This window comes from Gudongella ferriphila, assembly GCF_046224405.1.
Classification (GTDB): Bacteria; Bacillota; Clostridia; order Tissierellales; family Tissierellaceae; genus Gudongella.
Window position 1 is genome coordinate 392515 of the sequence record NZ_JBJXRK010000001.1, and the last position, 25181, is coordinate 417695.

At 42.8% G+C, this 25181-nt stretch carries 22 protein-coding genes; 4 read left to right on the forward strand and 18 right to left on the reverse strand.

Annotated features, from left to right (window positions below; translation table 11 throughout):
• Window positions 1–26: 26 nt before the first annotated feature.
• From ACKVDP_RS01935 to ACKVDP_RS01950, 4 genes are read right to left on the reverse strand one after another with little or no spacing between them, the layout of a single operon-like run.
• Window positions 27–947, reverse strand: coding sequence for an ABC transporter permease (locus tag ACKVDP_RS01935; RefSeq protein ID WP_409227107.1), 921 nt, complete (start codon window positions 945–947; stop codon window positions 27–29).
• The gene (locus ACKVDP_RS01940) at window positions 944–2050 is read right to left on the reverse strand and encodes an ABC transporter permease (RefSeq protein WP_409227108.1); all 1107 of its coding nucleotides are present in this window, start codon (window positions 2048–2050) and stop codon (window positions 944–946) included. Before ACKVDP_RS01940 ends, ACKVDP_RS01935 begins: the two co-directional genes overlap by 4 nt.
• Before the next feature lie 2 nt (window positions 2051–2052).
• Window positions 2053–3573 (reverse strand): ABC transporter ATP-binding protein, encoded by a 1521-nt coding sequence (locus tag ACKVDP_RS01945; protein WP_409227109.1) that lies wholly within the window; start codon window positions 3571–3573, stop codon window positions 2053–2055.
• Window positions 3574–3609: 36 nt separating this feature from the next.
• Window positions 3610–4692, reverse strand: coding sequence for a BMP family ABC transporter substrate-binding protein (locus ACKVDP_RS01950; RefSeq protein WP_409227110.1), 1083 nt, complete (start codon window positions 4690–4692; stop codon window positions 3610–3612).
• Window positions 4693–5261: 569 nt separating this feature from the next.
• Between ACKVDP_RS01950 and ACKVDP_RS01955 the strand changes: the two genes are divergently transcribed.
• Both ACKVDP_RS01955 and ACKVDP_RS01960 read left to right on the forward strand, forming a co-directional pair.
• Complete coding sequence (locus ACKVDP_RS01955) at window positions 5262–5987, forward strand: GntR family transcriptional regulator (RefSeq protein WP_409227111.1); 726 nt, start codon at window positions 5262–5264, stop codon at window positions 5985–5987.
• An 81-nt stretch (window positions 5988–6068) separates the two neighbouring features.
• Window positions 6069–7508 carry an amidohydrolase family protein gene (locus ACKVDP_RS01960; RefSeq protein WP_409227112.1) on the forward strand — a complete coding sequence of 480 codons (1440 nt, stop codon included), beginning with the start codon at window positions 6069–6071 and terminating at the stop codon, window positions 7506–7508.
• A 35-nt stretch (window positions 7509–7543) separates the two neighbouring features.
• On the opposite strand, the gene add is transcribed toward ACKVDP_RS01960, so the two are convergent.
• The 13 genes from add to ACKVDP_RS02025 all read right to left on the reverse strand — a co-directional run bounded on the left by add (window position 7544) and on the right by ACKVDP_RS02025 (window position 19417).
• The gene (gene add / locus ACKVDP_RS01965; RefSeq protein WP_409227113.1) at window positions 7544–8578 is read right to left on the reverse strand and encodes an adenosine deaminase; all 1035 of its coding nucleotides are present in this window, start codon (window positions 8576–8578) and stop codon (window positions 7544–7546) included.
• A 69-nt stretch (window positions 8579–8647) separates the two neighbouring features.
• Complete coding sequence (locus tag ACKVDP_RS01970) at window positions 8648–9421, reverse strand: MTAP family purine nucleoside phosphorylase (RefSeq protein WP_409227114.1); 774 nt, start codon at window positions 9419–9421, stop codon at window positions 8648–8650.
• 27 nt (window positions 9422–9448) lie between these two features.
• Complete coding sequence (locus ACKVDP_RS01975) at window positions 9449–10024, reverse strand: class II aldolase/adducin family protein (protein ID WP_409227115.1); 576 nt, start codon at window positions 10022–10024, stop codon at window positions 9449–9451.
• Between the two features lie 11 nt (window positions 10025–10035).
• A complete protein-coding gene (locus tag ACKVDP_RS01980; RefSeq protein WP_409227116.1) occupies window positions 10036–10884 on the reverse strand; it encodes a nucleoside phosphorylase in 849 nt (282 codons plus the stop codon).
• Between the two features lie 38 nt (window positions 10885–10922).
• A complete protein-coding gene (gene mtnA / locus ACKVDP_RS01985; RefSeq protein WP_409227117.1) occupies window positions 10923–11987 on the reverse strand; it encodes an S-methyl-5-thioribose-1-phosphate isomerase in 1065 nt (354 codons plus the stop codon).
• Between the two features lie 52 nt (window positions 11988–12039).
• Complete coding sequence (locus ACKVDP_RS01990; RefSeq protein WP_409227118.1) at window positions 12040–12198, reverse strand: XapX domain-containing protein; 159 nt, start codon at window positions 12196–12198, stop codon at window positions 12040–12042.
• A 70-nt stretch (window positions 12199–12268) separates the two neighbouring features.
• Entirely contained in the window at window positions 12269–13261 is a 993-nt protein-coding gene (locus tag ACKVDP_RS01995; protein ID WP_409227119.1) for a LacI family DNA-binding transcriptional regulator, read from the reverse strand.
• Window positions 13262–13399: 138 nt separating this feature from the next.
• On the reverse strand, window positions 13400–14122 hold the full coding sequence (gene fabG, locus ACKVDP_RS02000; RefSeq protein ID WP_409227120.1) for a 3-oxoacyl-ACP reductase FabG: 723 nt from the start codon (window positions 14120–14122) through the stop codon (window positions 13400–13402).
• Window positions 14123–14138: 16 nt separating this feature from the next.
• Entirely contained in the window at window positions 14139–15161 is a 1023-nt protein-coding gene (locus ACKVDP_RS02005; protein ID WP_409227121.1) for a 3-oxoacyl-ACP synthase, read from the reverse strand.
• 14 nt (window positions 15162–15175) lie between these two features.
• Window positions 15176–16732, reverse strand: coding sequence for an AMP-binding protein (locus tag ACKVDP_RS02010; RefSeq protein WP_409227122.1), 1557 nt, complete (start codon window positions 16730–16732; stop codon window positions 15176–15178).
• A gap of 12 nt (window positions 16733–16744) precedes the next feature.
• A complete protein-coding gene (locus ACKVDP_RS02015; RefSeq protein WP_409227123.1) occupies window positions 16745–17359 on the reverse strand; it encodes a flavodoxin family protein in 615 nt (204 codons plus the stop codon).
• Window positions 17360–17463: 104 nt separating this feature from the next.
• A complete protein-coding gene (locus tag ACKVDP_RS02020; protein WP_409227124.1) occupies window positions 17464–18960 on the reverse strand; it encodes a sodium:solute symporter family protein in 1497 nt (498 codons plus the stop codon).
• A 1-nt stretch (window position 18961) separates the two neighbouring features.
• A complete protein-coding gene (locus tag ACKVDP_RS02025; protein WP_409227125.1) occupies window positions 18962–19417 on the reverse strand; it encodes a hypothetical protein in 456 nt (151 codons plus the stop codon).
• 213 nt (window positions 19418–19630) lie between these two features.
• Here ACKVDP_RS02025 and ACKVDP_RS02030 point away from each other — a divergent pair, with 213 nt between their 5' ends.
• On the forward strand, window positions 19631–20233 hold the full coding sequence (locus tag ACKVDP_RS02030) for a TetR/AcrR family transcriptional regulator (protein WP_409227126.1): 603 nt from the start codon (window positions 19631–19633) through the stop codon (window positions 20231–20233).
• A 194-nt stretch (window positions 20234–20427) separates the two neighbouring features.
• Window positions 20428–21489, forward strand: coding sequence for a mechanosensitive ion channel family protein (locus ACKVDP_RS02035; RefSeq protein WP_409227127.1), 1062 nt, complete (start codon window positions 20428–20430; stop codon window positions 21487–21489).
• A gap of 148 nt (window positions 21490–21637) precedes the next feature.
• Here the strand turns inward: ACKVDP_RS02035 and ACKVDP_RS02040 are convergent, their stop codons facing one another.
• Complete coding sequence (locus tag ACKVDP_RS02040; protein WP_409227128.1) at window positions 21638–25072, reverse strand: pyruvate carboxylase; 3435 nt, start codon at window positions 25070–25072, stop codon at window positions 21638–21640.
• Window positions 25073–25181: the final 109 nt, after the last annotated feature.

Sequence of the window (25181 nt, forward strand, 5' to 3'; positions counted from 1 at the left end):
ATATATTATATTAAGGGGAGAACAGCCTATTCTTCTACGTGCTTTCCTGTACCTGCCGGTGAACGTCCACCTTTCAGGCCAAACACTATTACCAGTATTGTTACCACATAAGGAGTCATCATTACCAGCTGTGAAGGGAATACACTTTGGAATATAGTCTGGAGTGCATCAAAGAATCCAAAGAAGGCACTCCCTGCCAATGCCCCGAAGGGGTTGTATCTTCCAAATGCGTTTATTACAACAGCTATATAGCCACGGCCTGCAGTCATGTCCTTTACGAACATTCCCATCTGTCCAAGTGAAAGATATGCTCCACCAAGACCTGCAAGGGCACCACTCATGGCAACTCCGAAGTACTTGTATGCCTTTACGTTAAGACCCACTGCGCTGGCGGCATGAGGGTTCTCTCCAACCATTCTCATCCTTAGCCCCAGTGTGGTCTTGAACATGAATATCCAGCTTATTATGACCAAAGCCATTGCTATGAAGAATATCACGTTCTGCGAGCCCAGTATGGGTCCAAGGAACGGAATGCTCATTAGCCAATCCGGGTTGAAGTTTGAAAAACTCTCTACTATTTCTGACTTACCGCTCAAGCCATAAACTATGGTCAGCAACAAAGGTGTCATTGCAGCTGCCAAAAGGTTGACAGCCATACCGCTGATTGAACCATTTACCTTGTAATTTATGTGCATAACAGCATGAAGCATTGAAAATACTATTCCAAATACCACACCAAAAATCAAGCCTATCCAAGGGCTACCAGTCATCCATGCACCCATTACTGAAAAGAATGACCCTGCAAGCATCATACCCTCAAGACCAAGGTCTATTACACCGGATCTCATGGAAAATGCTCCGCCGGTCGCCGCAAGCAGCAAGGGTACGGTTCTTCTCAAGGTTGAGGCCAGGATTGAAATTACTAAGCCTGTATCAAAATCTATCATTGTACCTCACCTCCGGCCACTTCATTTTTGTTTTTCTTTCCAGTTATTTTTTTGAATATGTTTAGTATCTGTCGGATCATTGTGGGTGCAGCCACAAATATTATTACCAATACCTGAATTACGTCAACAAACTCAATCGGTATTGCAGTTGTCCTACTTAAAGTTATGGTTCCTGCTCTCAGTATCCCTATCAAAAATGCAGCCGGTATTACACCAAACGGACTGTAGGCAGCCAAAGCCGCTATTGATATTCCAGCAAATCCATATCCGGATGAGAATCCTTCAATGAATCTATAGTTTACACCAAGGACCATTGCAGCACCTCCCATGCCTGCAATGGCACCGCTTAGTGCAAATGTGAGTATTGAGATCTTGGAAACATTGATTCCCGCAACCTCAGCAGCTCTCCTATTATTTCCTGTTACCTTGACCTCATAGCCGAAAACTGTTCTATCAAGCAAATACTGAATAACAATTGCCACAACAATGACAATCAAAATTGCTATGGTCAGCTGGGTTTGTGGCACAAGTCGCATCAGCTTTGCACTATCAGCTATTCTCTCCGTCTGTCCAACTCCGCTTCCCTCTGGCTTAAGTGGTCCGTTTGCCAGGTAGCTGGTGAAAAGTATTATTACGTTATTTAGCATCAGAGTCAGTATTATTTCACTGGCCCCAGTGTAGATCTTTGCAATTGCAACAAGTCCTGCGATGATTCCCCCTGCTACGAATGCCATGAGCAGTGCAAGTGGAATATGCACAACACCTGGTAGGTTGGTCACATAGGCTCCCACAAGAGCAGCAGCCATTGCACCCGCATACAGCTGTCCTTCAGCTCCAGTATTGATCATCTTTACCTTGTATGCCAATGCAAATGCTATCCCTGTGAACATCAACGGTGTTGCCTGACTTAGTGTCAAGGCGAATCCCTTTATGGTACTGAAGGATAACCCAAATATTGCCTTGTAGGTTTCAAAGGGTGAGTATCCTGTCACCCAGATGAAAACTGCTCCTAAGATAAGTGAAAACACCAATGCAAAGAAGGAATTTACAATTGAGTTTCTCATATTTGAATACTTGCTACTCTTCAAATTATCCAGTCTCATCCCTATTCCTCCTCTATCATTGAATGACCACCTGTCATCAATAATCCCATCTCAATGTCGGTAAGCTCTCCAGGCATTGTCTCTGAAACGATTTCTCCTTCAAACATTATCAATAGCCTGTCACTTAGTGTCTTGACCTCGTCAAGGTCCGCTGAAATGAGAAGTATGGCAGCTCCCTTGTCTCTCAAGTCAATCATCTGCTGATGGATGTATTCCATTGCTCCTATATCAACACCTCTTGTGGGATGTGCAATTATGATCGCTTTTGGATTATGGCTGAAGGCTCTGGCAATAACAACCTTCTGCTGATTTCCTCCGGACAGTTCATCTATTCTGGCATCAACATTTGGTGCCTTTACCAGAAATTGATCCTTTAATCTATTGCCCTTGTCATTAATCTCTTTTCTTTTGAGGATTCCTCTCTTATCACAGCAATCCGATTCCCTGTGGTATCCAAGTATCATATTTTCCTTGATGGACATTTCCTTTACAAGTCCCATGGAGAGTCGGTCTTCTGGTATATGTGCAATTCCAGCCCTTAAAAATCCATCGCTTGTTCCGATAATCTTCTCACCATCCAGCAAGAGCTCCATGGAGTCAACCTTCCTCAAGCCTGTCAATGCCTCAATAAGCTGGGTCTGACCATTCCCTTCAACTCCAGCAATACCAAGTATTTCACCTGCCTTGACATCAAAGGATACATTGTTGACCTTTTTCTTACCGTCCTCATCAACGGTCAAGCCCTCCACATGGAGAGAAACTTCTCCTATGCTCTTAGCAGGTCTTCTCTTCTGCAGATTAACTTGACGTCCAACCATCATTTCTGATAGCTGGTTTGTGGAGACCTTTGAGGGATCCAAATCATCTCTGATCAATTTACCATCTCTAAGAATCATCACTCGATCAGCCAATGCTATTGTTTCCTTTAGCTTGTGAGTTATGATTACTATGCTCTTACCCTCAGCCCTTAGCCTTCTCAGTATGACGAACAAATCGTCCACCTCCTGTGGCGTAAGGACCGCCGTCGGCTCGTCCAGTATGATTACATCCGCCTTTCTGTAGAGAACCTTGAGAATCTCCACCCTCTGCTGTTCACCAACAGACAGGTTTTCAACCTTGGTGTCGGGGTCTATGTTGAACTTGAACTGAGCTATAAGGTCCCTGACCTCATTTCTGGCCCTTCTCATATCAACAAAACCGTTTTTCCCAGGCTCGCTACCAGCGATTATATTTTCCGTTACAGTAAATGCAGGCACCAGCATAAAATGCTGGTGCACCATACAAATTCCTTTTTCAATAGCATCTACCGGACGTCTAAAGTTCATCTTCTCGCCACGATAGTAAACATCTCCAGAGGTGGGATCAGTCAATCCGTATAAAATTTTCATCAATGTGGATTTTCCAGCACCGTTTTCTCCCAGTATTGAAAGAATCTCTCCTTCATTCAGTAAAAAATCAACTTCATCTAGAGCAATGGTACCAGGATAGATCTTAGTGACCTTTTCCATTCTCACTATCTCCACCAAATTCACCTCCGAGTCCTATTTAAACTCTATCTCTTATTTCTCGTATACGTTATTTGCTGTCCATTCATCCAATTGGTCAAGATCCGTAGGAAGTACAATCACTCCATCTATGATCTGCTGTCTTATGTCCTCAATTGTTGCAGTTACATCCTCTGGGATTTCAACATCCAATCCCTCTACATTGTAGTCTACAACCCCTTCAGCCATTCCGATCTCGGTGAAGCCTGGCTCCCAAGTTCCTTCGCTAAGTGTCTTTATCTCCTCTATTACAAATACCCAAACCTTCTTGACTGATGTGCTAAGGCTAACCTCAGGATCAACCATTGCAAGTGAGGTTCCGATTACGTATCTGTTCTTTTCCTTGGCTGCCGCGAAAACACCCTGTGACGAGCTTCCAGCGTTTGCACTTACAACATCCGCACCTCTTTCATACATGACAAGTGCCAATTCCTTGGCTGTTACCGGGTCGTTGTAGCCACCTATGAAGTTTGTGAGAATCTCAACATCTGGGTTTACGTATTTTGCACCTGCCAGGAATCCTGTTGCCTGCGCTCTTGAAACAGGTGTGTCCATTGCAATTGTAAAGCCAAGTACGTTCTCTGGATTGCTAAGTGGGAATCTCTCGTCCTGTGTTGCAATTCCTGCCAATACTCCTGAAAGGAAGTGCTGTCCAGGATTTGATGATGCAATGCTATGAATGTTGTCATATCCCTCTATCTTTTGGTCAAGCATTGTGAATCTCTGCTCAGGATAATCATCCGCAACCATTTTCAATGCCTCAACCTGCTCTGTACTCACTGCTATTATTGTAGCGTATTCTCCTGCATCTGCAAACATTCTAAGCTGTGTTTCAAACTCTGATATGTCCTTTGGCTCTGCATAGTCAAACTCTGCGTCATACTGCTCTGCTGCCATTTGCACTCCCTGGAATACCTCGTCGTTGAAGCCGTTATCTCCAAGTCCGCCTACTCCAAGTATTGCTGCAAACTTCAATTTTCCGCTTTCCTCTCCTGTGTTTCCTTCCTCAGGAACCTCTGGAGCCTGTCCGCCACATCCTGTCAACAGTGATATCAACAGTACACTTACAATTAAACCAAATAGAATTTTCTTTTTCATGAGTTCTCCTCCAAGCATTTTAGTTTTGATATTCCTTTTAAGACATCGTATTCGCCATGAACATAAATCGTTTTCCTGTGAGTTTCATTCCCCCTTTAAACAATTTCATGCTATTTGACATTGCTGAGCATCTTTTCGATGCTTCAGTGCCATAGAATTCTCTAATTGTACACCATAGCCTTGATAATCATCCCTCATATGGATTTAATCTTCTGTTTCCCAGGTGGATGGTGTAGTTATTACCCTTTTGATTTTAAGCTATACTTCCGGTTCAAAATTTGTTAAATTCAAAATATTCTGGTTGGTCATTGGTTGTCCAACAACCACCATGGATATATGATATCATGCAGATAAATGCCTTGTCAATTAATCTAATACAATATTCTAAAAGTTTCTTTAATTTAATATCTTGAGCCATTTTTATTCGTTCAATCAGTGATTTTTTCCTTTGTTTTGTCCATGTTTCTTGTCAATTATCCGGCTTTCATCCATTACCAACTCTTGACAATAGGTTTGTTTATATACTAAACTTAAGTCAATAAATTCAACTGTAAGGAGTGTTTGTATTCATGAAATTGACCAATAGAAGCCTGTCTTCACAGGTTAAAGAGGCTATTGTAGCTATGATTAATGAGTCAAGCTTCATGAGCAAATTACCTTCAGAGAACAAGCTTGCAGCCCAGCTGGGCGTCAGTCGAAACACTGTTCGGGAAGCACTGAAGATCCTGGAAAACCAGGGGCTGGTAATTTTGCGTCATGGAATCGGAACATTTGTAACCAGTTATAATAGCAATGATAACATCAGATACAATATCGCGCAGCTGGACAGTACAACCAAAATATTGGCCGAGCATGGCTACGTTCCCGGCACAAAGAGCGCAAGCCACGATATCAGAAAGGCAAATGACAGGATATCAAAGGACCTTGGCAGCGATTCACCCATGGATGTGCTTTATATCGAACGTGTAAGGACCGCTGATGATGTTCCCATTGTTTTTGTGGAGGACTATATCCCCTACCAGGAGGGCATGGTGGAAAAGTTCGAAGAAAACTGTAACGCATCCCTGTTTAGATTCCTAGACAAGTATACCCCGGTTTCATTTTCAAGCTGCTCGATCCATGCAGTGTTAAGCGATGAAAGACTAATGGATAAGCTTTGCCTCCATGAGCCCAAGGCCCTTCTGCTGCTGCAGCAGATGCACTATTCCGCCCAGGGAGTGCCTGCATTTTATTCTGACAGCTATTTCTTGACTGACAGGCTGGAGTTCAATATTATCCGCAGATTCATAGATTGATTCCGTCTCTTGGAGAGGAATATATTTTTTTACTTCAGAGATGTAGGACGACCAACTTTGTTTATGGAAACGAGGTAAATTATGCTGCTACGAAACGGATATGTATTACAGACTGATGAAACAAAGGTTTTCTTTGAAAGGCTTGATATAAGGACCGAAGACGGAGAGATACTGGACCTGGGCACTGATCTTAGCCAAATCCAAGACGAGGAGATAGTTGACCTTAATGGGGATATTGTTCTGCCTGGAATGGTTAACAGCCATTACCACTCCTACACAAACATCCTTAGGGGGACCTCCTTTGGAGAGCCACTTGAGCTTTGGTCAAACGATACTGTAGCCCTTGGTGGAATACTTAACAAAAGGGACATGGAGCTATCTGCATCCCTTGGAATCATAGAGATGCTAAGGTCTGGAGTAACTGCCTGCGTGGACCATATTCCACATCTTGACAAGGCAGCTTCAATTGCAAGGGTCTACAGCTCAACAGGATTTAAGGCCGGACTGGCCCCCATGCTGCACAACATCAAGGACAGCGACCTCCTTTACAGCATGGATCGTGAAATCCAGAAGACGAAGAGTCCAAGTCCATTCCCATCCACAGATGAATACCTCCATTTCTACAGAGACTTCATTGCAAGCTTCAACAGGCCTGATGAAAATACCAGAGTCATGGTGGGAATCAACTCACCTCAAAGGGCTGACGACGAGCTTTTGGAGGCATCCTCACAATTGGCAAGGGATTTTGACTTGCCTGTACACAGCCATCTCCTGGAAAGCAGATGGCAGAGGCTTACCGCTGACCACACTCATTCACCGGTTGAGAAGATGGACCAGTACGGACTTCTTACAAAGAGGGCCTCCCTTGCCCATTGTGTATGGCTAAAGGATTTTGAGCTTGAGCTTTTGGCACAAAGAGGTGCAACGGCAATAACAAACCCAACCAGCAATCATTTTCTTGGAAGTGGAGTTTTTCCGGCGAAAGTGTTTATTGAAAGAGGAATACCCCTTGCACTTGGGTCAGACGGGGTCAACTGTGGAACAAACCACAATATGCTGGAGATCTTAAGATTCTTTCTACTTCTTGAAAGAAACTCAAACCCTGATTATGGCACCTGGATAGGCTTGAAAAAGGGATATGATATGGTTACCCGTAACGGAAGCTCCTTATTGGACTTCTCCAAGCCAGCAGGTCAAATAAGTAAAAACCATGCAGCTGATCTGGTGGTTGTTGACAGGACACAGCTTCTTGATATCCTTGATTCATCCCTGGCAGCCCAGCTTATCTTTAACACTTCGCATCTGGATGTGAAGCATGTTCTCATAAATGGTCAATTCGTGATGAAAGACCGTGAGATTCTGGGTCTGTCGGAAACAGAAATCCGAGGAGAGATTGTTGAAAGGAAGAGGGCGCTTGAAGAGCCAATGAAAAAAACACTTGAGAGGGCATCAAGAGACAAGGAGCCCTTCCAAAGGATGTATGGCAGGCTCCAGGATAAGTTCAATGAATACAAAGATTAACAAAATGCTGTTACCGGATTGGTAACAGCATTTTGTTATTTGGAAAAATGAATTTCAAATTTTTCATTGAAGAGCCTTCTTAGATGGTCCTTATCCTCCTCTGATGCAAAGGAAGCCTCAAGTCCATTTAATATAACCCTTCTTAAGTCCTCCAGGCTGAAGCCAATTTCTGTTACAAGCTTCTCATATTCTTGGATCAGGTCCGTATTTGATACAGTCATATTGTCCGTGTTTGCAGTGACAACAATTCCATCCTCCAGGTATCTCTTTATTGGATGAGCACTGTAGGATTCTATGGCCTTGGTCTGGATGTTGCTTGTTAAACACAGCTCCAGGGGAATCCCCTTCTCCTTGACAAAGTCATAGACCTCCTGATTCCTGTAGGCATGGACCCCATGCCCTATCCTTTCGGCATGAAGCTCCTTCACTGCCGTTATTATATTCTCTGGAATACCTGTTTCACCTGCATGGACTGTCCTATGGAAGCCATACTCCCTTGCCAGCTCAAAGGCTTCCCTGTGCAGCTGAGGAGGAAAATCATGCTCATTTCCAGCCAGGTCAATTGCGACCACACCCTTATTCAGGAATTTTTTTCCCTGCTTTACCGCCTCAAGGCTCTTTTGGGGTGAATGATGCCTCATGAGAATCAGAATCAGATTTGATATGACACCAAAATCCCTCCTGCCCTCCTCCATTCCAGCGAGAACCGCTTCAACAGCCCCGTCGAAGGTAAGTCCTCCGTCCAGATGGAAAAATGGTGCAAACCTGATTTCCAAATAGTATATATTCTGTTTACTGACATCCTCTATGAGCTCGTAGGCTATCCTTTGCAGATATTCCTTTTTTTGCATGACACTCAAGGTCAGCTCAAACCGTTGGAGATACTCCTTCAGTGATTTGCACTCACTTGGGGCCTGGACATAACCCTTGAACTCCTCAAGGTCATCCGTATGGTGGGGAATCCCTTCAAGTCTTGCAATCTCAAGAATTGTCTCCGGCCTTATGCTTCCGCTAAGATGACAGTGCAGGTCCAGCTTTGGCAAATCCCTTATAATATCAATATTGTTCATTGAAGAATCAACCTTTCATGGAAAATATTCCTGGCAAATTAATTCTACCAGGAATATTTGTCTTATCAATTATTTTCTTGCGTCAACAGCCTTTCTGTGAAGTTCCTGGCATACGCAGTCATGGTTCTCCTCCACCTTCATGGCAGTTGTGAACAGAAGCTTCTTGAGCTTCTCATTGTTGTCCTTAACAACGCTTCTATGAAGCGCAAGGTCAGGCTCAACATCAGTCAGACCTGCAGCCATGTCTGTCACAAGATTAACTGTTGAATAACAGATGCCAACCTCCCTGGCCAGGGTGGCCTCAGTTGAGTTTGTCATTCCCACAACATCCATTCCCCAGCTTCTGAAAACCTGGACCTCCAGGGCAGTTTCATACCTTGGTCCACCTGTACAGATGTAGTTACCCTTTTCATGAAGGTCAATTCCCAGCTCCTTGGCTGATTCAATGAACAGACCCCTTAACTCCGGGCAATATGGGTTTGTCATATTCACAGAGTGCTCTCCAAAGGTTGATTCCCTGTTCCATGCAAAGTCCATAAACTGGTCAATCAGTACCAAATCTCCAACCTTCATTTCAGGATTAAGTGAACCCACTGCATTCATTGAAATGGCTCTTTTGACTCCAAGCTGCTCCAAAGCCTTCATGTTTGCATGGTAATTTACCTGGTATGCAAGCACACCGTGTTGAATTCCATGTCTTGGCAAAAATATTATTTCCCTGTCATCCATCTGTGAAACATATACATTTGTCTGGCCGTATTCCGTATCAATTATTCTCTCTTCCGGATCCCTAAGAAAGCTTGTATCGTAAAGACCCGTGCCACCTATTATTGCTATTTTCATACAGTCACCTCCAAATTTACCAATCAATTACTTAAGCTTGCTGAAAAGCGCTATCTTTGCAGTATCCTCGGCCATCTCAGCCATAAAGAAGGCTTTTCTGAAGTCAGGACCTACAGAAGTCAGGCCATGCTCCTTCATTAGAATTACCACTCTCTCAGGGTCGGAATACTCCTTTAAGACATTTTCTGCCAGCTCTTCTGAGCCTGAACCCGAAATTCCAACTGTGGGAACCTTTTTAAGGTAGCCCTTGGCATGATTTGTAACAAGTGGAAGCTCCTCATGATTTGCCGCTATTGCTGTTGCATACGGTGGATGGATATGGATTACTGCATTTACATCCGGTCTAACCTTGTAGATACCGGCATGGAATCTCCACTCTTTGGATTTCTGGACGGATCCCTCAAGATGATTTCCATCCAGGTCAATCTTCACAACATCGTCAACCGTCATATCGCTAAAGGCACTCCCTGTTCCCTTGATAAGGATTGCCTCCTCACCTGGAACCCTGCAGCTGATATTGCCACCAGTTGCACAGATCATTCCTCTGTCATAGCACATTCTGCTGTATCTAACCAATTCTTCCTTTATTTTTTGAATATCCATTGTCATTCCTCCTATTTATCTTTACCAAGTGATGGATGCCAGTAGGTCTTGTTGTTTGCCTTCTTAAGCTGCTCCCATTCATCGAGGATTATTGCAGCCTCCGTGGCTGCAGCTATGCTCTTCTCAACCCCGCCGTAGACAAATTCATCAGTGACCCTGTTGCCTATAACGGCGAATATTGCTCCCGCCTTGATCTTGAACAGGCTTGAAAGTGTAAGGACTGTCGCTGCCTCCATTTCGTAGTTTACAACATTGGCTGCCCTAAGGTCCTGGTATCTGTCCTCAAACCAGCTTTGTCTGTAGCCACCAAAGCCAGGCCTGTTCTGTCCGCAGAAGAAGGATGCAGCCGTTGCCGTTATCCCCACGTGGTAGGTTAGTCCAAGCCTTTCGCAGGCCTCGACCAATGCTGCGACCACCTCATAGTCCGCTATTGCAGGATAGTTTAGGTTCACATAGTTCTCACTCGTGCCATCGTATCTTACAGCCCCGGATGAAATGATAAGGTCACCAGGTCTGATATGTGGCTGTATAGCCGATGTGGTACCAACCCTAATGAATTTCTTTGCACCAACCTCCGCAAGCTCCTCAAGGGCACTTGCTGTTGAACCTCCACCGGCTCCAGTTGAGCATGCTGAAATATCCATTCCCCTAATCTTTCCAGTATGGGTAACATGCTCCCTATATGCTGCGATTTCACGGGATTCATCCCAAAGCTCTGACATTTTTGGCACTCTGTCTGGGTCTCCGGGAAGAAGCACGGTTTCTGCCACATCCCCTGGACGACATCTTATGTGATACTGAAGTCTACCTTCCAGTTCAGGTCTTTCTGCCTGCGAGTTCCAATTATTGTTCTCTGACATTTAAACTCCTCCTCTATTTCAAGATGGCTTCGTGATATCTAAGCCTCTTGGGCCAGCTTGGTCAGCTTCTCCACAAATGGCCCTTCCAATGCTCCCACTTCAGTGATTATTGCAGTGATATTCTCATTAGGTGTGATGTCAAATCCGGGATAAAGCGCCTCCACACCCTCGGCTGCTATTCTTTCCCCGTTTATCATTGTAACCTCACTGCTGTCTCTCATCTCTATCTCAATGTCCTTTCCACTCTTGGCGTTCAGGTCAATGTTGTATTTGGATGTTGATATGTGGAAAGGTATCCCATGAGCCTTTGCAACAAGTGAAATCATGTAGGTTCCAATCTTGTTTGCAGTGTCTCCATTGATTGCTAGCCTGTCAGAGCCTGTGATCACCCTGTCAAACATACCCTTCTGTGCGATTGCACCAACCATGTTGTCCGTGATCAGGACAACTGGAATTCCAAGCTTTTTCAGCTCCCAAGCGGTTATTCTGGCTCCCTGGAAGTATGGTCTGGTCTCGCAGGAGATGACCTTTATGTTCTTTCCCTGGGCTATTGCAGTCCTGAATACCGATAGGGTTCTTCCCCCGAATCCAAACCCAGCGACTCCTCCGGCATGACAGATTGTAAGGATTGTCTCTCCGTCCTTGATTAGATCGGCTCCAGCCTTACCTATTCTTCTTTCCACATCAAGCTGCTTCTCCATAATGTCGATAGAACGCTTCTGCATCTCCTGGACCAGCTCATCTTTACTGAAGCCACCCATATCCTTGCAAAGCATGTCAACAGTCTTGTGCATATTGACTGCTGTTGGTCTTGTCGCCTTAAGGTATTCTCCGGCCTTCCTGATCTCTTCAGCATCACCCTTACTGCTGAAGGTAGCCATGATGATTCCATATATCCCTGCAAGGGCGATTGCTCCAGAACCCCTGATAACCATATCCTTGATTGCCTTTGCTACGCCCTCCATGTCCTCAAGCTCAATGTATTCTTCCTTAGGTAACTTAAGCTGGTCAAGCATAACAATCTTTCCAGCCTCATACCATGCAGGCAGAAGCAGGTCATCATTCTTAAGCTTTTCAACGTAATCCCTCAATAATTGATCCATAATCAACACTCCTTGCAATATTATTTATTATTAGCATCCGCATTATCTTTGTCTAGAATTTTAAAAATTCAACTATCTTTGCTCCAAGAAAAATTCCAATTATTCCCACCACTCCTGGCAATGTCGGCGGTGCCGGTAAAGGCAGCTTTAGGAGCGTAAATGCCCCGCCTGCCACAAGTCCTGTGATCAATGCCAAAATTGTCAAATTCATCTATTTCACCTACCTTAAGGATTAATATTTCCTACCCGGTTTTGTAACCGGTTACATGATTTCGAAAAAATTATTTGCTCCCACAGCTCTTTCTCACAACAAGCTGGGGCTTTGTTATGATCTGCTGGGTTTTCTTGCCATCATTCTTAAGAATCTCCATAAGAATCTCAAATCCCTCTCTGCCAAACTCTTCCTGTCTGTTGTCTATGGTTGTAAGTTGTATTGCATAGTATGATGCAAACTTGATGTTGTCAAATCCGACAACAGCCATGTCTTCGGGAATCCTTACTCCATTCCTCTCCAGGACTTCCATATATGAAAGAGCAAGATTGTCATTGAATGCAAATATTGCAGTCGGTCTTTTACCCTTCTCTTCAAGAAGCATTCTGGCTACATTTTTTTCAACGTCATTCTCAAAGTACATGCGCTGATCAACCTCTATCCCATTTGATGTCAATGCCTTTCTGTAGCCATCATATCTCAGCTGGTTAAGATAGTTGTCATGCTTCTCTGTACAATATGCAATTTTTTCATGCCCCAGGTCTATGAGATGCTGAACTGCCATCCTGGCCCCTTCCATATTGTCCACTGAAACGTAATTGACGGGATACCTGTATTGTACCGGTCCCATAAGAACAAAGGGAATCTGGTTGTCATGGAGATAATCCAGGGTCTTCTCATCAATATCAGCAGTTGACATTATTATTCCGTCAACATCCCTGCTTTGAAGGACCATTATGTCCTTAAGGGTCTTTTCCCTGCTGTATCCTGAATTAAGTATGATTATCTGATAGCCATTTTCGCTGGCTGCCCTTTCCGCTCCCTGGATAAGCCCCCCAAAAAATGGGTTCGAGACGTTTGGAACAATTATCCCAACTGTATTTGTGCTCCTGGTGGAAAGCCCTCTGGCATTTGTGTTTGGAATGAATCCAAGCTCCTCGATAACCTTTAGGACCTTTTTCTTTGTCTCGGCTGTCACCTGGTCACTGTTATTTATAACCCTTGATACCGTTGCCACTGACACTCCGCACCTTGTGGCAACATCTCTTATTGTAACCTTCATAATATGCCTCCGTTTCAAATGTAACCGTTTACATTTTCCTCTTGTGTCCATTCTACATAATTTCTTCGTGTATTGCAAGAAAAAAATAAGCCCTTCGGATTAATACTTCCAAAGGGTTTATTCCTTTCACTCTATTTATTATAATCTTAAACCACCATTTACCGATAGAACATGTCCCGTTACAAAGGAAGCTTCATCACTAGCCAGAAAAAGAACACCGTTGGCTATTTCCTGTGGTTGAGCAAGTCTATTAAGCATGGTCTTTTCCTTGATTGGACCTAGCACAGTTTCCGGAACTGTCTTCATCATGTCTGTCATTGTATATCCCGGTGCTACAACATTACATCTTACAGCTGCACCTTTTCTTGAAAACTCTTTAGCCCAAGTCTTTGCCATGCCAATAACACCAGATTTTGTCGCTGCATAATTTATTTGACCGATATTTCCGTATTCACCTACCACAGATGCAATATTTACAATTGAGCCAGTTCCTTGTTTCATCATCAAAGGCCCAATCGCCTGTCCCATGTTGAATGTTCCTTTAAGATTTATTTCGATAACATTATCCCACATTTCCTCTGTCATCTTATGGGTTAGGGCATCCCTGGTAATTCCTGCATTATTCACAAGTATATCAATTTTCCCATACTCATCCATAACATACTCCACTAGTTCCACTATCCTGTTTCTATCTGTAACACTCCCAATGAATCCCTCAACATTATCATATTCATAAGGTAACTCCTTAAGATCATAGCTAAGTACCCTAGCACCTTCCCTTGAAAAAGTTTCACAGATGCATTTACCGATTCCACTATTCCCTCCTGTAACAATTGCAATTTTTCCTTCTAACCTTTTCATCCTATCCCTCTTTCCATTACTGATCTAATACTACCTCTCCCCAGAGTACAGTTGTGGCGGCCCAAGTGTAACCAGTTCCAGCTCCCAAAAGCACAGTTACATCCCCTTCTTTCAATCTACCATTTTCTATCCCTTCAACAATAGAAATAAATGCATCCGCTGATTGGCAGTGACCGTAATCCTGCAGTATAAAAGAATTTTCTTCAGTTAGACCGTATTCATTTAGAATTTCATCCAACATAGATTTTTTCATGAATATTGGAGCAATATAATTGGCCTCTTCTTTTGTGTAGCCACTTTTTTTCAATGAATTATCTATGACAGTATAGAAATTTTTCAATGATACTGGATCAAGCCTATCCTTCATGCTTTTCTGGTCCTTAACATCCAGCATTATTTCATTACAACTACATCCATCATTATGAAACGCCTTGCTTCCTATATTGTAACAAGCTACATCTTCAGCAAATCTCCCATCAGTGACCATATGGGTCTCCAAAATAATATTTCTGTTTAATCCCTTTCGAAGCAGCACTGCTGCGGCCCCATCACCAAAGTTGAACATGAACCTTGATCTTTCATTTTTAAAGTTCACAAGGTCAGTTTCTTTAGAGGATGTGACCAATAAAACAGTATTAATATTCTCATCATCCCTCATCATGCTTTTAACAACCTTTAGTGAATAAACTCCAGCTGAGCATAATGAATGTATTTCAAATGCATTCGCATTAACTGCACCTATGGATTCCTGAACCTTAGCAGCAAGGTTAAAAAGATAGTAATCCTTGTATTCGCTTCCACAATACACAACCAAATCAATATCTTGGGGATTTGTATCTCCAAGGGCCTTTATGGATGCTTTTATTGCCATGTCAGAAACACTTTCATCCTCTAGAGCTTTATGCCTTCCTCTAATCCCAAATTTATTTAGTATAACATCCTCAGGTATCCCGCTTTCCTTACCAATATATCTATAATCCTGAATTGTCTCAGGGACATAAATTCCAATACTTTCAATCCCTATATTGACATTCTTCATAATCTCACCCTCAATCAATTATTATCGCTGCTTCCATACAATCTCTCTACCTCATTTCTCATTACCTTTCCCACATTATTCTTAGGAATATCATTAATTATTTTGTAGTATTTGGGGATTTTATATTTAGCTAGGTTTTTCTCAAGATGATTACGCAAATCTGAGATCTCAACGTTTGCATCTTTCTTTAATGAGATTATAGCCTTGCCTACCTCTCCCCATTTCTCATCCTTCACACCTATTACAACAACCTCATTTATACCAGGATACTCATAAATTTCCGTCTCTACCTCTGGTGGAAAAACATTTTCCCCACCGCTTATATACATATTTTTCTTTCTACCGACTATATAATAATATCCATCCTTATCTCTTACCGCCATATCTCCAGTGTACACCCAACCATCCACCAAGGTCTTTTCTGTCTCCTCTGGATTTCCCCAATAACCTGAAAATATCTGAGGGCCACTCCAAATTAGTTCGCCTGGAGTTCCATCCGGGACCGCATTCCCACTGTCGTCAACTATCTTGGCTAATGTGAAATACATAGGCTTACCGACTGATTCAAACTTATCTCTCATGTCACTAAAGCTCATAAATTCTGCAGGAGCAGTTAAGTTGTTGGGACCTGCCTCTGTCATTCCGTATCCCAATACAAACGGGACTTTCTTTTCCCAGAACTTCTCCATAATATTAATTGGAGTTGGTGCAGCCCCTGCCATAACCCATTTGACAGAAGAAAAATCAGTATCTGCAAAGGAATCAGTGTTAATCATCATCCTAAATATTGTGGCAGCACCAAATATAAAGGTTGGTTTTTCATTATCTATAATCCTAAGAGCCAGTTCTGGATCAAACTGCCTATTTAAGATAATCCTGCCACCTGCATGAAGGATTGGCAAAGTTAATAGATTCCAGCCTCCTGTGTGAAAAAGTGGCAATAATATGTGTGCACTATCCGAGTGAGATACTCCCCATGTTATAACTTCATTCATTGAGTTGAAAAGCAACGCTCTATGGGACAGCATTCCACCTTTTGGAAGTCCTGTAGTGCCTCCAGTGTGTATAATCATATGAATATCTTCAAAATCCAGCTCATCACAAAAGATCTCAGACTGGTTACCAGAAATCATGATTTCATCATACTGATCAACTCCATCAGCATTGTCAAGACAGACTAAATATTCAATATCAGTTTGGTCTGCTACAGACTTAATGCTTTCTGAATATATTCCTTCATAAAACAATATTCTTGGGCTTTCCAACCTTATCAGTTCAATTAACTCTTTGTCAGACAATCTTGAGTTATATGGTACAAATATTGTCCCTGTCTTCGCAGTGGCGTAGTATAAATCAATAAGCTCCACCCTATTTCTTGAAATTGCAGCAACTCTATCACCCTTATTTATCCCAAGGTCATGGGACAGATGATTACCTAGCTTATTAGCACGTTCTTCCAATTCATGATACGTAAAACGTCTATTACTATCAATGTCATACACTGCTTCCTTATCAGGTGTAATTCTCGATCTAAAATATGAGTAATTTCCAACCCATCCTTTGTTAATCAAATCTTTCACTCCCTACTTGTTTAATTTCTTCAGTATGTATTCAAAGTTGTCTGCCAAATTATCCAAAATCCCCTTACCTTCCTCGTCTTCATCTGCATCCATAGCACCACCTTTTCCTGCAACACCAACATTCCAATAGGTAGATCCTGGAATTATACAATCATTAGCAGTAGCCCACAATAATATTTGAGCGAAGGTGAAATTTTGACCTGCTCGTCTTGCAACTGTTACAGGCGCAACCAGTTTCCCGGAAAATGCGTTGCCTTTCCACTGATAGGATTCTGCTTTGCTTTTCATGTCATTTGCATACCATCTCCCCGAAAAGCCAGCCCTGTCAAGAACAGCCTTTAGCATTGGTGTCATGGATGAATGATAAGATGGCGAGCCTAAAAGGAATCCATCAGAATCAACCATCTTTTCAAATATCTCCATAAAGTCATCCTCGATCACACATTTCTTTGCTTCAACACATTTATAGCAACCTGTGCACTGTCCAATGCTATAATCGATGAGGTCTATATATTCAGTTTCTACACCTTTATCACTTAGTCTTTCCAGGGCGTAATTAACAAGGTATCCAGTATTCCCGCCTTTTCTTGGACTTCCATTTAATCCAATTATTTTCATTTTGATCCTCCATATTTTAAGTTTTTATATTTCATATAGGTGAAGATGCAGATTATCTTCACCTATATACATAATATGATTTTATCAATATTTTGAGACCTTTTCTACAGGTCCATTACAAGATCTAGCTTCTCATCCATATGATCTTCCTTTGTAAAAAGCGATATGGTAACTGTAGCCAAGATTGATATAGCAATTACATTAACGTACCAGGGCAATGCTCCAGGCCAGGTCATGCCCATCAATGATGCTACATTCAAAATCAATGAAAGCAATAATCCTACTGTCACACCCTTAGAGTTTGCACCCTTCCACAAAAGGCCAATTATAAATACAGGGAATGTACCGGACATTAAAGTTCCCCATCCGAAAGTTCCTAGAATTGCAACCATTTCAGCACTTGTCAATGAGAAAAGTATGGAAAGTATCCCTATTCCGAAAATAGTGATTTGAGCAACCTTCATCTGCTTTTCCTCACTCTTGAACTCTTTCCCAAATGCACTTGGTAGATCCCTGGCAATAATATTGCCTGATAGAGTAAGAAACATGCTTGCAGATGACATCGCTGCTGCCAAAACTGCAGCATATACAAATAACTGAGCATAGAGCCCAAGGTAGTCAGCATAGGCAAAAATTGCATTGTCCGCAACTGCCAAAGGATCAATCTTTCCTGTTCCAACAAGATAAAGGGCACCATATGCCACCACTAGGGCAAAGAATCCAACTACCATATGTGCTAATCCCGCATATAGACCTAGCTTAGGCATATCTTTTGGATCCTTCAATGCATACATTCTCGTAAGAACCTGAGGCTGTCCAACAGTACCAAGTATGGGTATTATTACCCATGCCATCGCTACGGATTTCGGTAAAATTCCCCATGCATTCATAAAATCAGGTCCAAAGGATTTCGAAACATCTCCTGCAGTAATAGTTCCCGCATTTGAAACAACCTCAAGTACATTCCCAAATCCACCTGTTATAACAAAGAATGACACTATGATTATCAAGCCTGCAACCACCATTACAAGCCCTTGAAATGCCTGTGTCAACAATCCTCCCACTTCTCCACTTATTGCTGTATAAACCGTTAAAACACCAAATATTATAAAGCCTGTAACAATAGGGCTCCAGCCCAGTAGGTTGTTGAATAACTCGGATCCCGCTTTTATCTGTGCTGCCAGGTAAGCAATACATCCTAGAAATATAATAACAGACATAAGACCTTTGATTAATCTGTTATTATTGAATCTCAAATCCGAAATATCTCCTAAACTAGCCACTTCTCCTATCTCAGCCATTGCTCTAATCTTTTTACCGAGTATTATGTATGCCATGGCAAAAGCTGCAGAAGATAGCATCCAAAAATTCATTGCATTTCCAGTTGAATATAATAGCCCTGGGACCCCTACCAATGCAAAGGCACTTGCTACAGCTGCAGTGGATGATAAACCAACAGCTGCCGGACCAAACAATCCTGTCCCACCAAAATATTCTTTTGCTGTATTAACCTTTCTTTTGGCCCAAAGTCCTATTAGAAGAGAAACCAAAAGCATTGCGAATGAAAAACCTATTATCATTACCTTAACAGCAGTGGTCATACTACCTACCTCCCTTTTGTCCTTGATCGATCAGTTCTACTTTTCTCTTGAATTCATCCCATTCAGATGATGAAAGCCATTCATCCTTATATAGTATAAATCCCCATGTCAATGTTAACATTCCACCAATCCAATATAGTAAGACAGTCCAGCTAAACGAAGGATGGAAGCCAAGTATAGTGAAGTTTGGCATTACTCCTGTGAAAATGTTTGCATGCATGTTAGAAAGATAAAAACTAATAACCCACACAACTGCCCACGGTATCAAGGGAAAAATCAAGAACTTCTTTGACACCTTGTGATTCACCGAAACTCCCAATACCATGTGCAGAAACATCAACAAGACTCCCAAATACAATCCTGGCATATACATTTCATACCATCCCAATACAGATATGGCTCCCCATAATAGGGCAATTGTTACGATGATTCCTGTTCTCTTACCTTGAATATCCATAGACACCCTCCTTAATTTGTTCCAAACATGATACATGAATCATGTTTCATGTTTGGATTAAAAATTTTTCTTTACTTTAATCTAACACCGCGATATTGTTTTGTCAAGAGTTTTATGAATATTGATTCATGTTTCATGTTTTTGCTCCATTTTCTTGCTAAATCATCGCCCATTTGATATCATAAAAAATTATAGATAAGAAAGGAGTTTGCCATGTATCTGGCTAATGAACCAAAAACGAAAAGGGGTCTTGAAACCTTAAAAAACATTTGTGATTCAGCTGAGAAACTGTTCAGTGAAAAGGGATATTATAACACCAGTATCAACGATATAACATCAGAAGCAAACGTTGCACCTGGAACATTCTACATATATTTCAACGACAAAAAAAGTGTGTTTCAATACCTCATTCATGATTTAAGCAAAGAGTTGAGAAAACAAATAAAAATGGAATCCACGGATTGTAAGACAAGATATGACGCTGAGTTTCAAGGAATGAAATCTTTTTTTAAGTTTGTGCAAAGCCATACTGGATTATACAAAATTATTTGGGAGTCCCAATTTGTTGATTTTGAAATATTTAAGGCTTACTATGAAACATTTGCAGAACGATATATTGCCAATATCAAATTAGCACAAACCGAAGGAGAAATGAAGGAAATGGATCCTGAAGCATTGGCATACTGCCTAATGGGAATATCAAACTTCATCGGATTAAAGTGGGTCATATTTGAAGATCGAGAAGTTCCTGATGAAACCATTGAGCAAATTATGGCCTTTATTAGGAGTGGAATATTTAACGTTGATGTGAAGTAGTACCACAAATTATTGTAATTATATTGTTTCGAAAACCTTTGGCTGACCTGTCAGGGGTTTTAGTTGTTTTTCCATGTTTACTTCATATTTCATCGAGAAATCTCATACAAAGTTTTATCTCATTATTTCCATTTCCTTGCAATCACCCTCCCCTTCCATTAAAATGTACTCATACCCTAAAAAGGAGGCCCTCTATGCTTGATTCTTTATATACCTACCTAATGGACAATCTTTTGGTTCCAGCAATAGTTATAGTTGCACTAATATTTATCAGACCTTTATTAAACAAAATTCTTGGAAAAAAGGAAATCAATACGCAGCTTGGAAACTGGGTTGTACTTTATGCATTTCTGATATTTTTCCTAAGCTACTACCAAAATTCTGACTGGTTGTTCTATCCATTCATAACTTTGGGTTCCATTGGAATAAACCTTAACCTTTTGATTGTGTCCTTCCTTATTATCACAATGGCATTTCACATATCAAGGGTCTTTACAAAGCAATTCCTTCCAAATGTCTACAGCAGGTACCAACTTGACAAGGGAGTCCAGTTTACCTTCAACAGGCTGTTCCACTATGTGATAATGATAGTGGCAATACTTATGACAGCTTCCGCTGTAGGTATCCAGCTAAGTGCCTTTACAGTATTTGCTGGTGTTCTTGGTGTGGGTGTCGGTTTTGGCCTTCAGAATATCACCTCAAACTTCATTTCAGGAATAATACTACTATTTGAAAGACCCATTAAAATCGGAGACAGGGTCATTGTTGAGGACATAATTGGAGATGTTGAACAAATCAATATGCGGGCAACAATTATCCGTTCAGTGAACAATGAGCATATAATTGTCCCAAACTCATACTTTCTTGAGGAGCACGTAATAAACCGATCCTTCGGCTCGCCCTTTATGCGGCTTGTTGCTCCAGTTGGGGTTTCATACGATTCTGATCCGGATCAGGTCAGAGAACTGCTACTAAAGGTTGCATATGATGAGGCAAAGGAAAATAAATCTGTTCTCCTTGAGCCCAAGCCCTATGTACACTTTGTTGGCTTTGGGGATTCATCACTTGATTTTGAAATCTTCGTATGGGTTTCTGACCCAAGGGATCTGATCAAGGTGAAGACCAACATCAACTTCAGGATATTCCGAATCTTCAAGGAAAACAATATTGAAATACCATTTCCGCAGCAGGACCTGCATCTTCGGTCAGTTGACCGGGAACTGCTTGAGAAACAGTTCTACAAGAACGAAAGTTAATAATTTCTACATGCAAAAAAAGGCCTATCACCATTTTATGTGATAAGCCTTTTTGTATTTTCCGCCATATCTATAACAAAAAACAAAAAGAACCGTCCCTAGTGTTTGAAAAACAAAAAGAACCGTCCCTAGTGTTTGCTAGTGTTTGTTACTTCGCCTTAAGCTCCAAAAGAAGCTGGCCTGCTGCTACTGTTTCAAGTTCCTTAGCGTGGATCCTTTCCACAAGGCCATCCATGGAGGCTGTGATCTCCGTCTCCATCTTCATGGCCTCAACAACCAGAAGAGGTTGTCCTGCCTTGACCACATCTCCAGTCCCTACAAGAATCTTTGAGATGTTACCAGGGATTGATGCACCAACCTGATATGGGTCATCCTCATCCTTCATAAGGACAGAATCAACCGACTCCCTTCTGATGGCCTCCTTGTCCTTGATCCTTATTTCCCTTCTGTTTCCGTCAACCTCAAAGACCACGGTTCTCATTCCGTCTTCTCCAACCCTTCCAATCTCGTTAAGGGTTATGACCAGCCTCTTGCCTGATGCGATCTTGACCTCGCAGGTCTCCCCCTCCTTGAGTCCATGGAAGAAAACATCCGAGCCCATCTCTGTAAAGTCTCCCTCCTTCTCCAGGTACTTGAGATAATCCTCATACACCTTTGGATAGAGTGCGTAGCTGACCCTTTCTGACCGGTCAAATTCCCTTCCGTAGCTGTTCTTGAGAAGGCTGCCTATGGCTTCGAAGTCCTCGGGTTCAAGAAGGGTACCAGGTCTTACGGTAATTGGCTCCTCCCCCTTTAGGACAAGCCTCTGCAGGTCCTCAGGGAAGCCTCCCTCAGGCTGACCCATCATACCCTTGAAGTATGCAAATATGCTGTCAGGATAGGTCAGATCCCCTCCCTTGTCCATGATGTTTTCAGGGGTCAGTCCGTTCTGGACCATGAATATTGCCATATCGCCTACAGCCTTTGATGAAGGGGTAACCTTGACTATGTCCCCCAGCATGATGTTTACTGATCTGAACATCTCCTTGACCTCGTCAAACCTGTGACCCAGACCGAAGCTTTCAACCTGTGGCTTAAGGTTGGAGTATTGTCCTCCTGGAATCTCGTACTTGTATATTTCAACGGCGCTGGACTTTAGGTCCGACTCGAATTTTTCATATACCGGTCTTACATTTGCCCAGTAGTCGTTTAGCTTTTGCAGGTCTTCAGAGGATATTCCCGTATCCCTTTCCGTGTTTCTCACAGCCTCCACAACACTGCTCATGGCAGGCTGGCTTGTCAAGCCGCTCATGCTGTTTATTGCTGTATCAACTATATCTGCTCCTGCCTGTGCGGCCAGAAGCATGCTTGCAACTCCGTTTCCTGTTGTATCATGGGTGTGCATATGGATTGGTATCCCAATTTCATCCTTTAGGGCAGAAACAAGCTTGTGTGCAGCATAGGGCTTAAGAAGTCCGGACATGTCCTTGATTGAAAGTATGTGTATTCCCCTCTTCTCAAGCTCCCTTGCCTTGTCCACATAATACTTCAGGCTGTACTTGTCCCTGGTCTCATCCAGAATATCACCTGTGTAGCAGATTGCACCCTCTGCGACCTTGCCGGTCTTCAGGACCTCATCTATTGCCACGTCCATGCCCTCCAGCCAGTTGAGGGAGTCAAAAATCCTGAATACGTCAATTCCCCTGTCGGCTGATTCCCTGATCAGCTCCCGGATAACATTGTCAGGATAGTTCTTGTAGCCCACCCCGTTTGAACCCCTAATCAGCATCTGCAAAAGAACGTTTGGAACCCTTTCCCTGATAAGGTCAAGCCTCTCCCAGGGTGATTCCTTCAGGAACCTGTAGGCGACATCAAAGGTCGCTCCTCCCCACATCTCAAGGGAGAAGAAGTCCCTTCCGATATATGAGGTCGCCCTTGCCACCTTCTTCATGTCTTTGGTTCTCATCCTTGTTGCCATCAGGGACTGATGGGCATCACGCATGGTGGTGTCTGTGATAAGAAGCTTCTTCTGGTCCCTTATCCACTGTACAAGACCCTCGGGTCCCTCCCTGTCCAGAATCTGCTTTGTACCTGTCAGGCCATCGATTGAAGGTGTCTCCGGCACCTTGGGAACGTCGTAATCTCTCTTGAAGCCCCCTGTCTCATTTACAACCTTGTCGGCAATATAGTTGAGAACCTGAAGCTCATGGCTTGTCCTTGCAGACAGGTCGAAAAGGTCAGGGTTGTCCTGGATGAAATTTGTGTCGCATTCACCCCTTCTGAAGGTTGGGTGGTTAAGGACGTTTATGAGAAAGTCCGCGTTGGTCTTCACACCCTCTATCCTTGTCTCCTTTATTGCCCTGATATTCTTGTTGATGGCATCCTGGAAATGTCGTGACCATGATGTTGACTTAACCAGAAGGGAATCGTAGTAGGGGCTGACAACAGCACCTGTAAAGCCGTTTCCGCCGTCAAGTCGTATGCCCGCTCCGGAGCTTGTCCTGTAAACATCTATCCTGCCAGTATCCGGCATAAAGTCGTTCCCCGGATTCTCTGTGGTTATCCTGCACTGGATCGCATAGCCCCTTGGGACAATGTCCTCCTGACTCCTGATTCCAATCTCCCCGGAGGATAGCTCATGACCCTGGGCTACAAGAATCTGAGCCTGGACAATATCAACTCCCGTGGTCATTTCGGTCACTGTGTGCTCAACCTGTATCCTTGGGTTCATCTCAATGAAGTAGTGGTTGTTGTCCTTGTCAACCAGGAACTCCACAGTTCCTGCACTTTGGTAGCTCACTGAGCCGGCAATCTTCAAGGCATCCTGACAGATCTCATCCCTCTTCTCCTCAGTCAGAGCAAGGGCAGGTGAAAACTCGATAAGCTTTTGATGTCTCCTTTGTATGGAGCAGTCCCTTTCATAAAGGTGCACAAGGTTTCCTTGTCCATCACCAAGGACCTGGACCTCAATATGCTTTGGCTTTTCAAGGTACTTCTCAATGAAGATGTCCTCGCTGCCAAAGGCCTTGAGGGATTCGTTCCTTGCATTGGAGTAGGCCTTCAATAGCTCCTCCTCACTCCTTACTATCCTCATGCCCCTGCCACCGCCTCCTGCGGCAGCCTTGAGCATTACTGGATAGCCAGCATACCGGGCAAACTCAATCGCCTCATCATTTGATGTTATAGCCCTGGTGATTCCTGGAATTGTAGGCACACCCACAGACTCAGCCACCTTCTTGGAGGCGATCTTGTCCCCTAGAGCCCTCATCATATCTGCAGTGGGTCCGATAAAGACTATACCTGCCTGCTGACACTTCTCAGCAAACTCTGGGTTCTCCGACAGGAAGCCATAGCCTGGATGGATTGCATCCACGCCCTTCTTCACAGCAAGGGAAATTATCTCCTCAATGTCAAGGTATGCGGTTACAGGACCCTTGTTCCTGCCAATCTGATAGGCCTCATCAGACTTTGTCCTGAAGAGGGAATTCTTGTCCTCCTCCGTATAGATTGCAACAGACCTTATGCCCAGCTCCTTGCATGCCCTGAAGATCCTTATTGCTATTTCACCCCTGTTGGCTACAAGTATACGCTTGAAATTTTTCATCATCAACACAACCTTTCCATATATTGCAAGTTAATACTTTTAATCGCTAAAATATATTATTTCTACTTTAACAGAAAAGCAGGTCCCTTTCAATAGAAATATCTTCCAA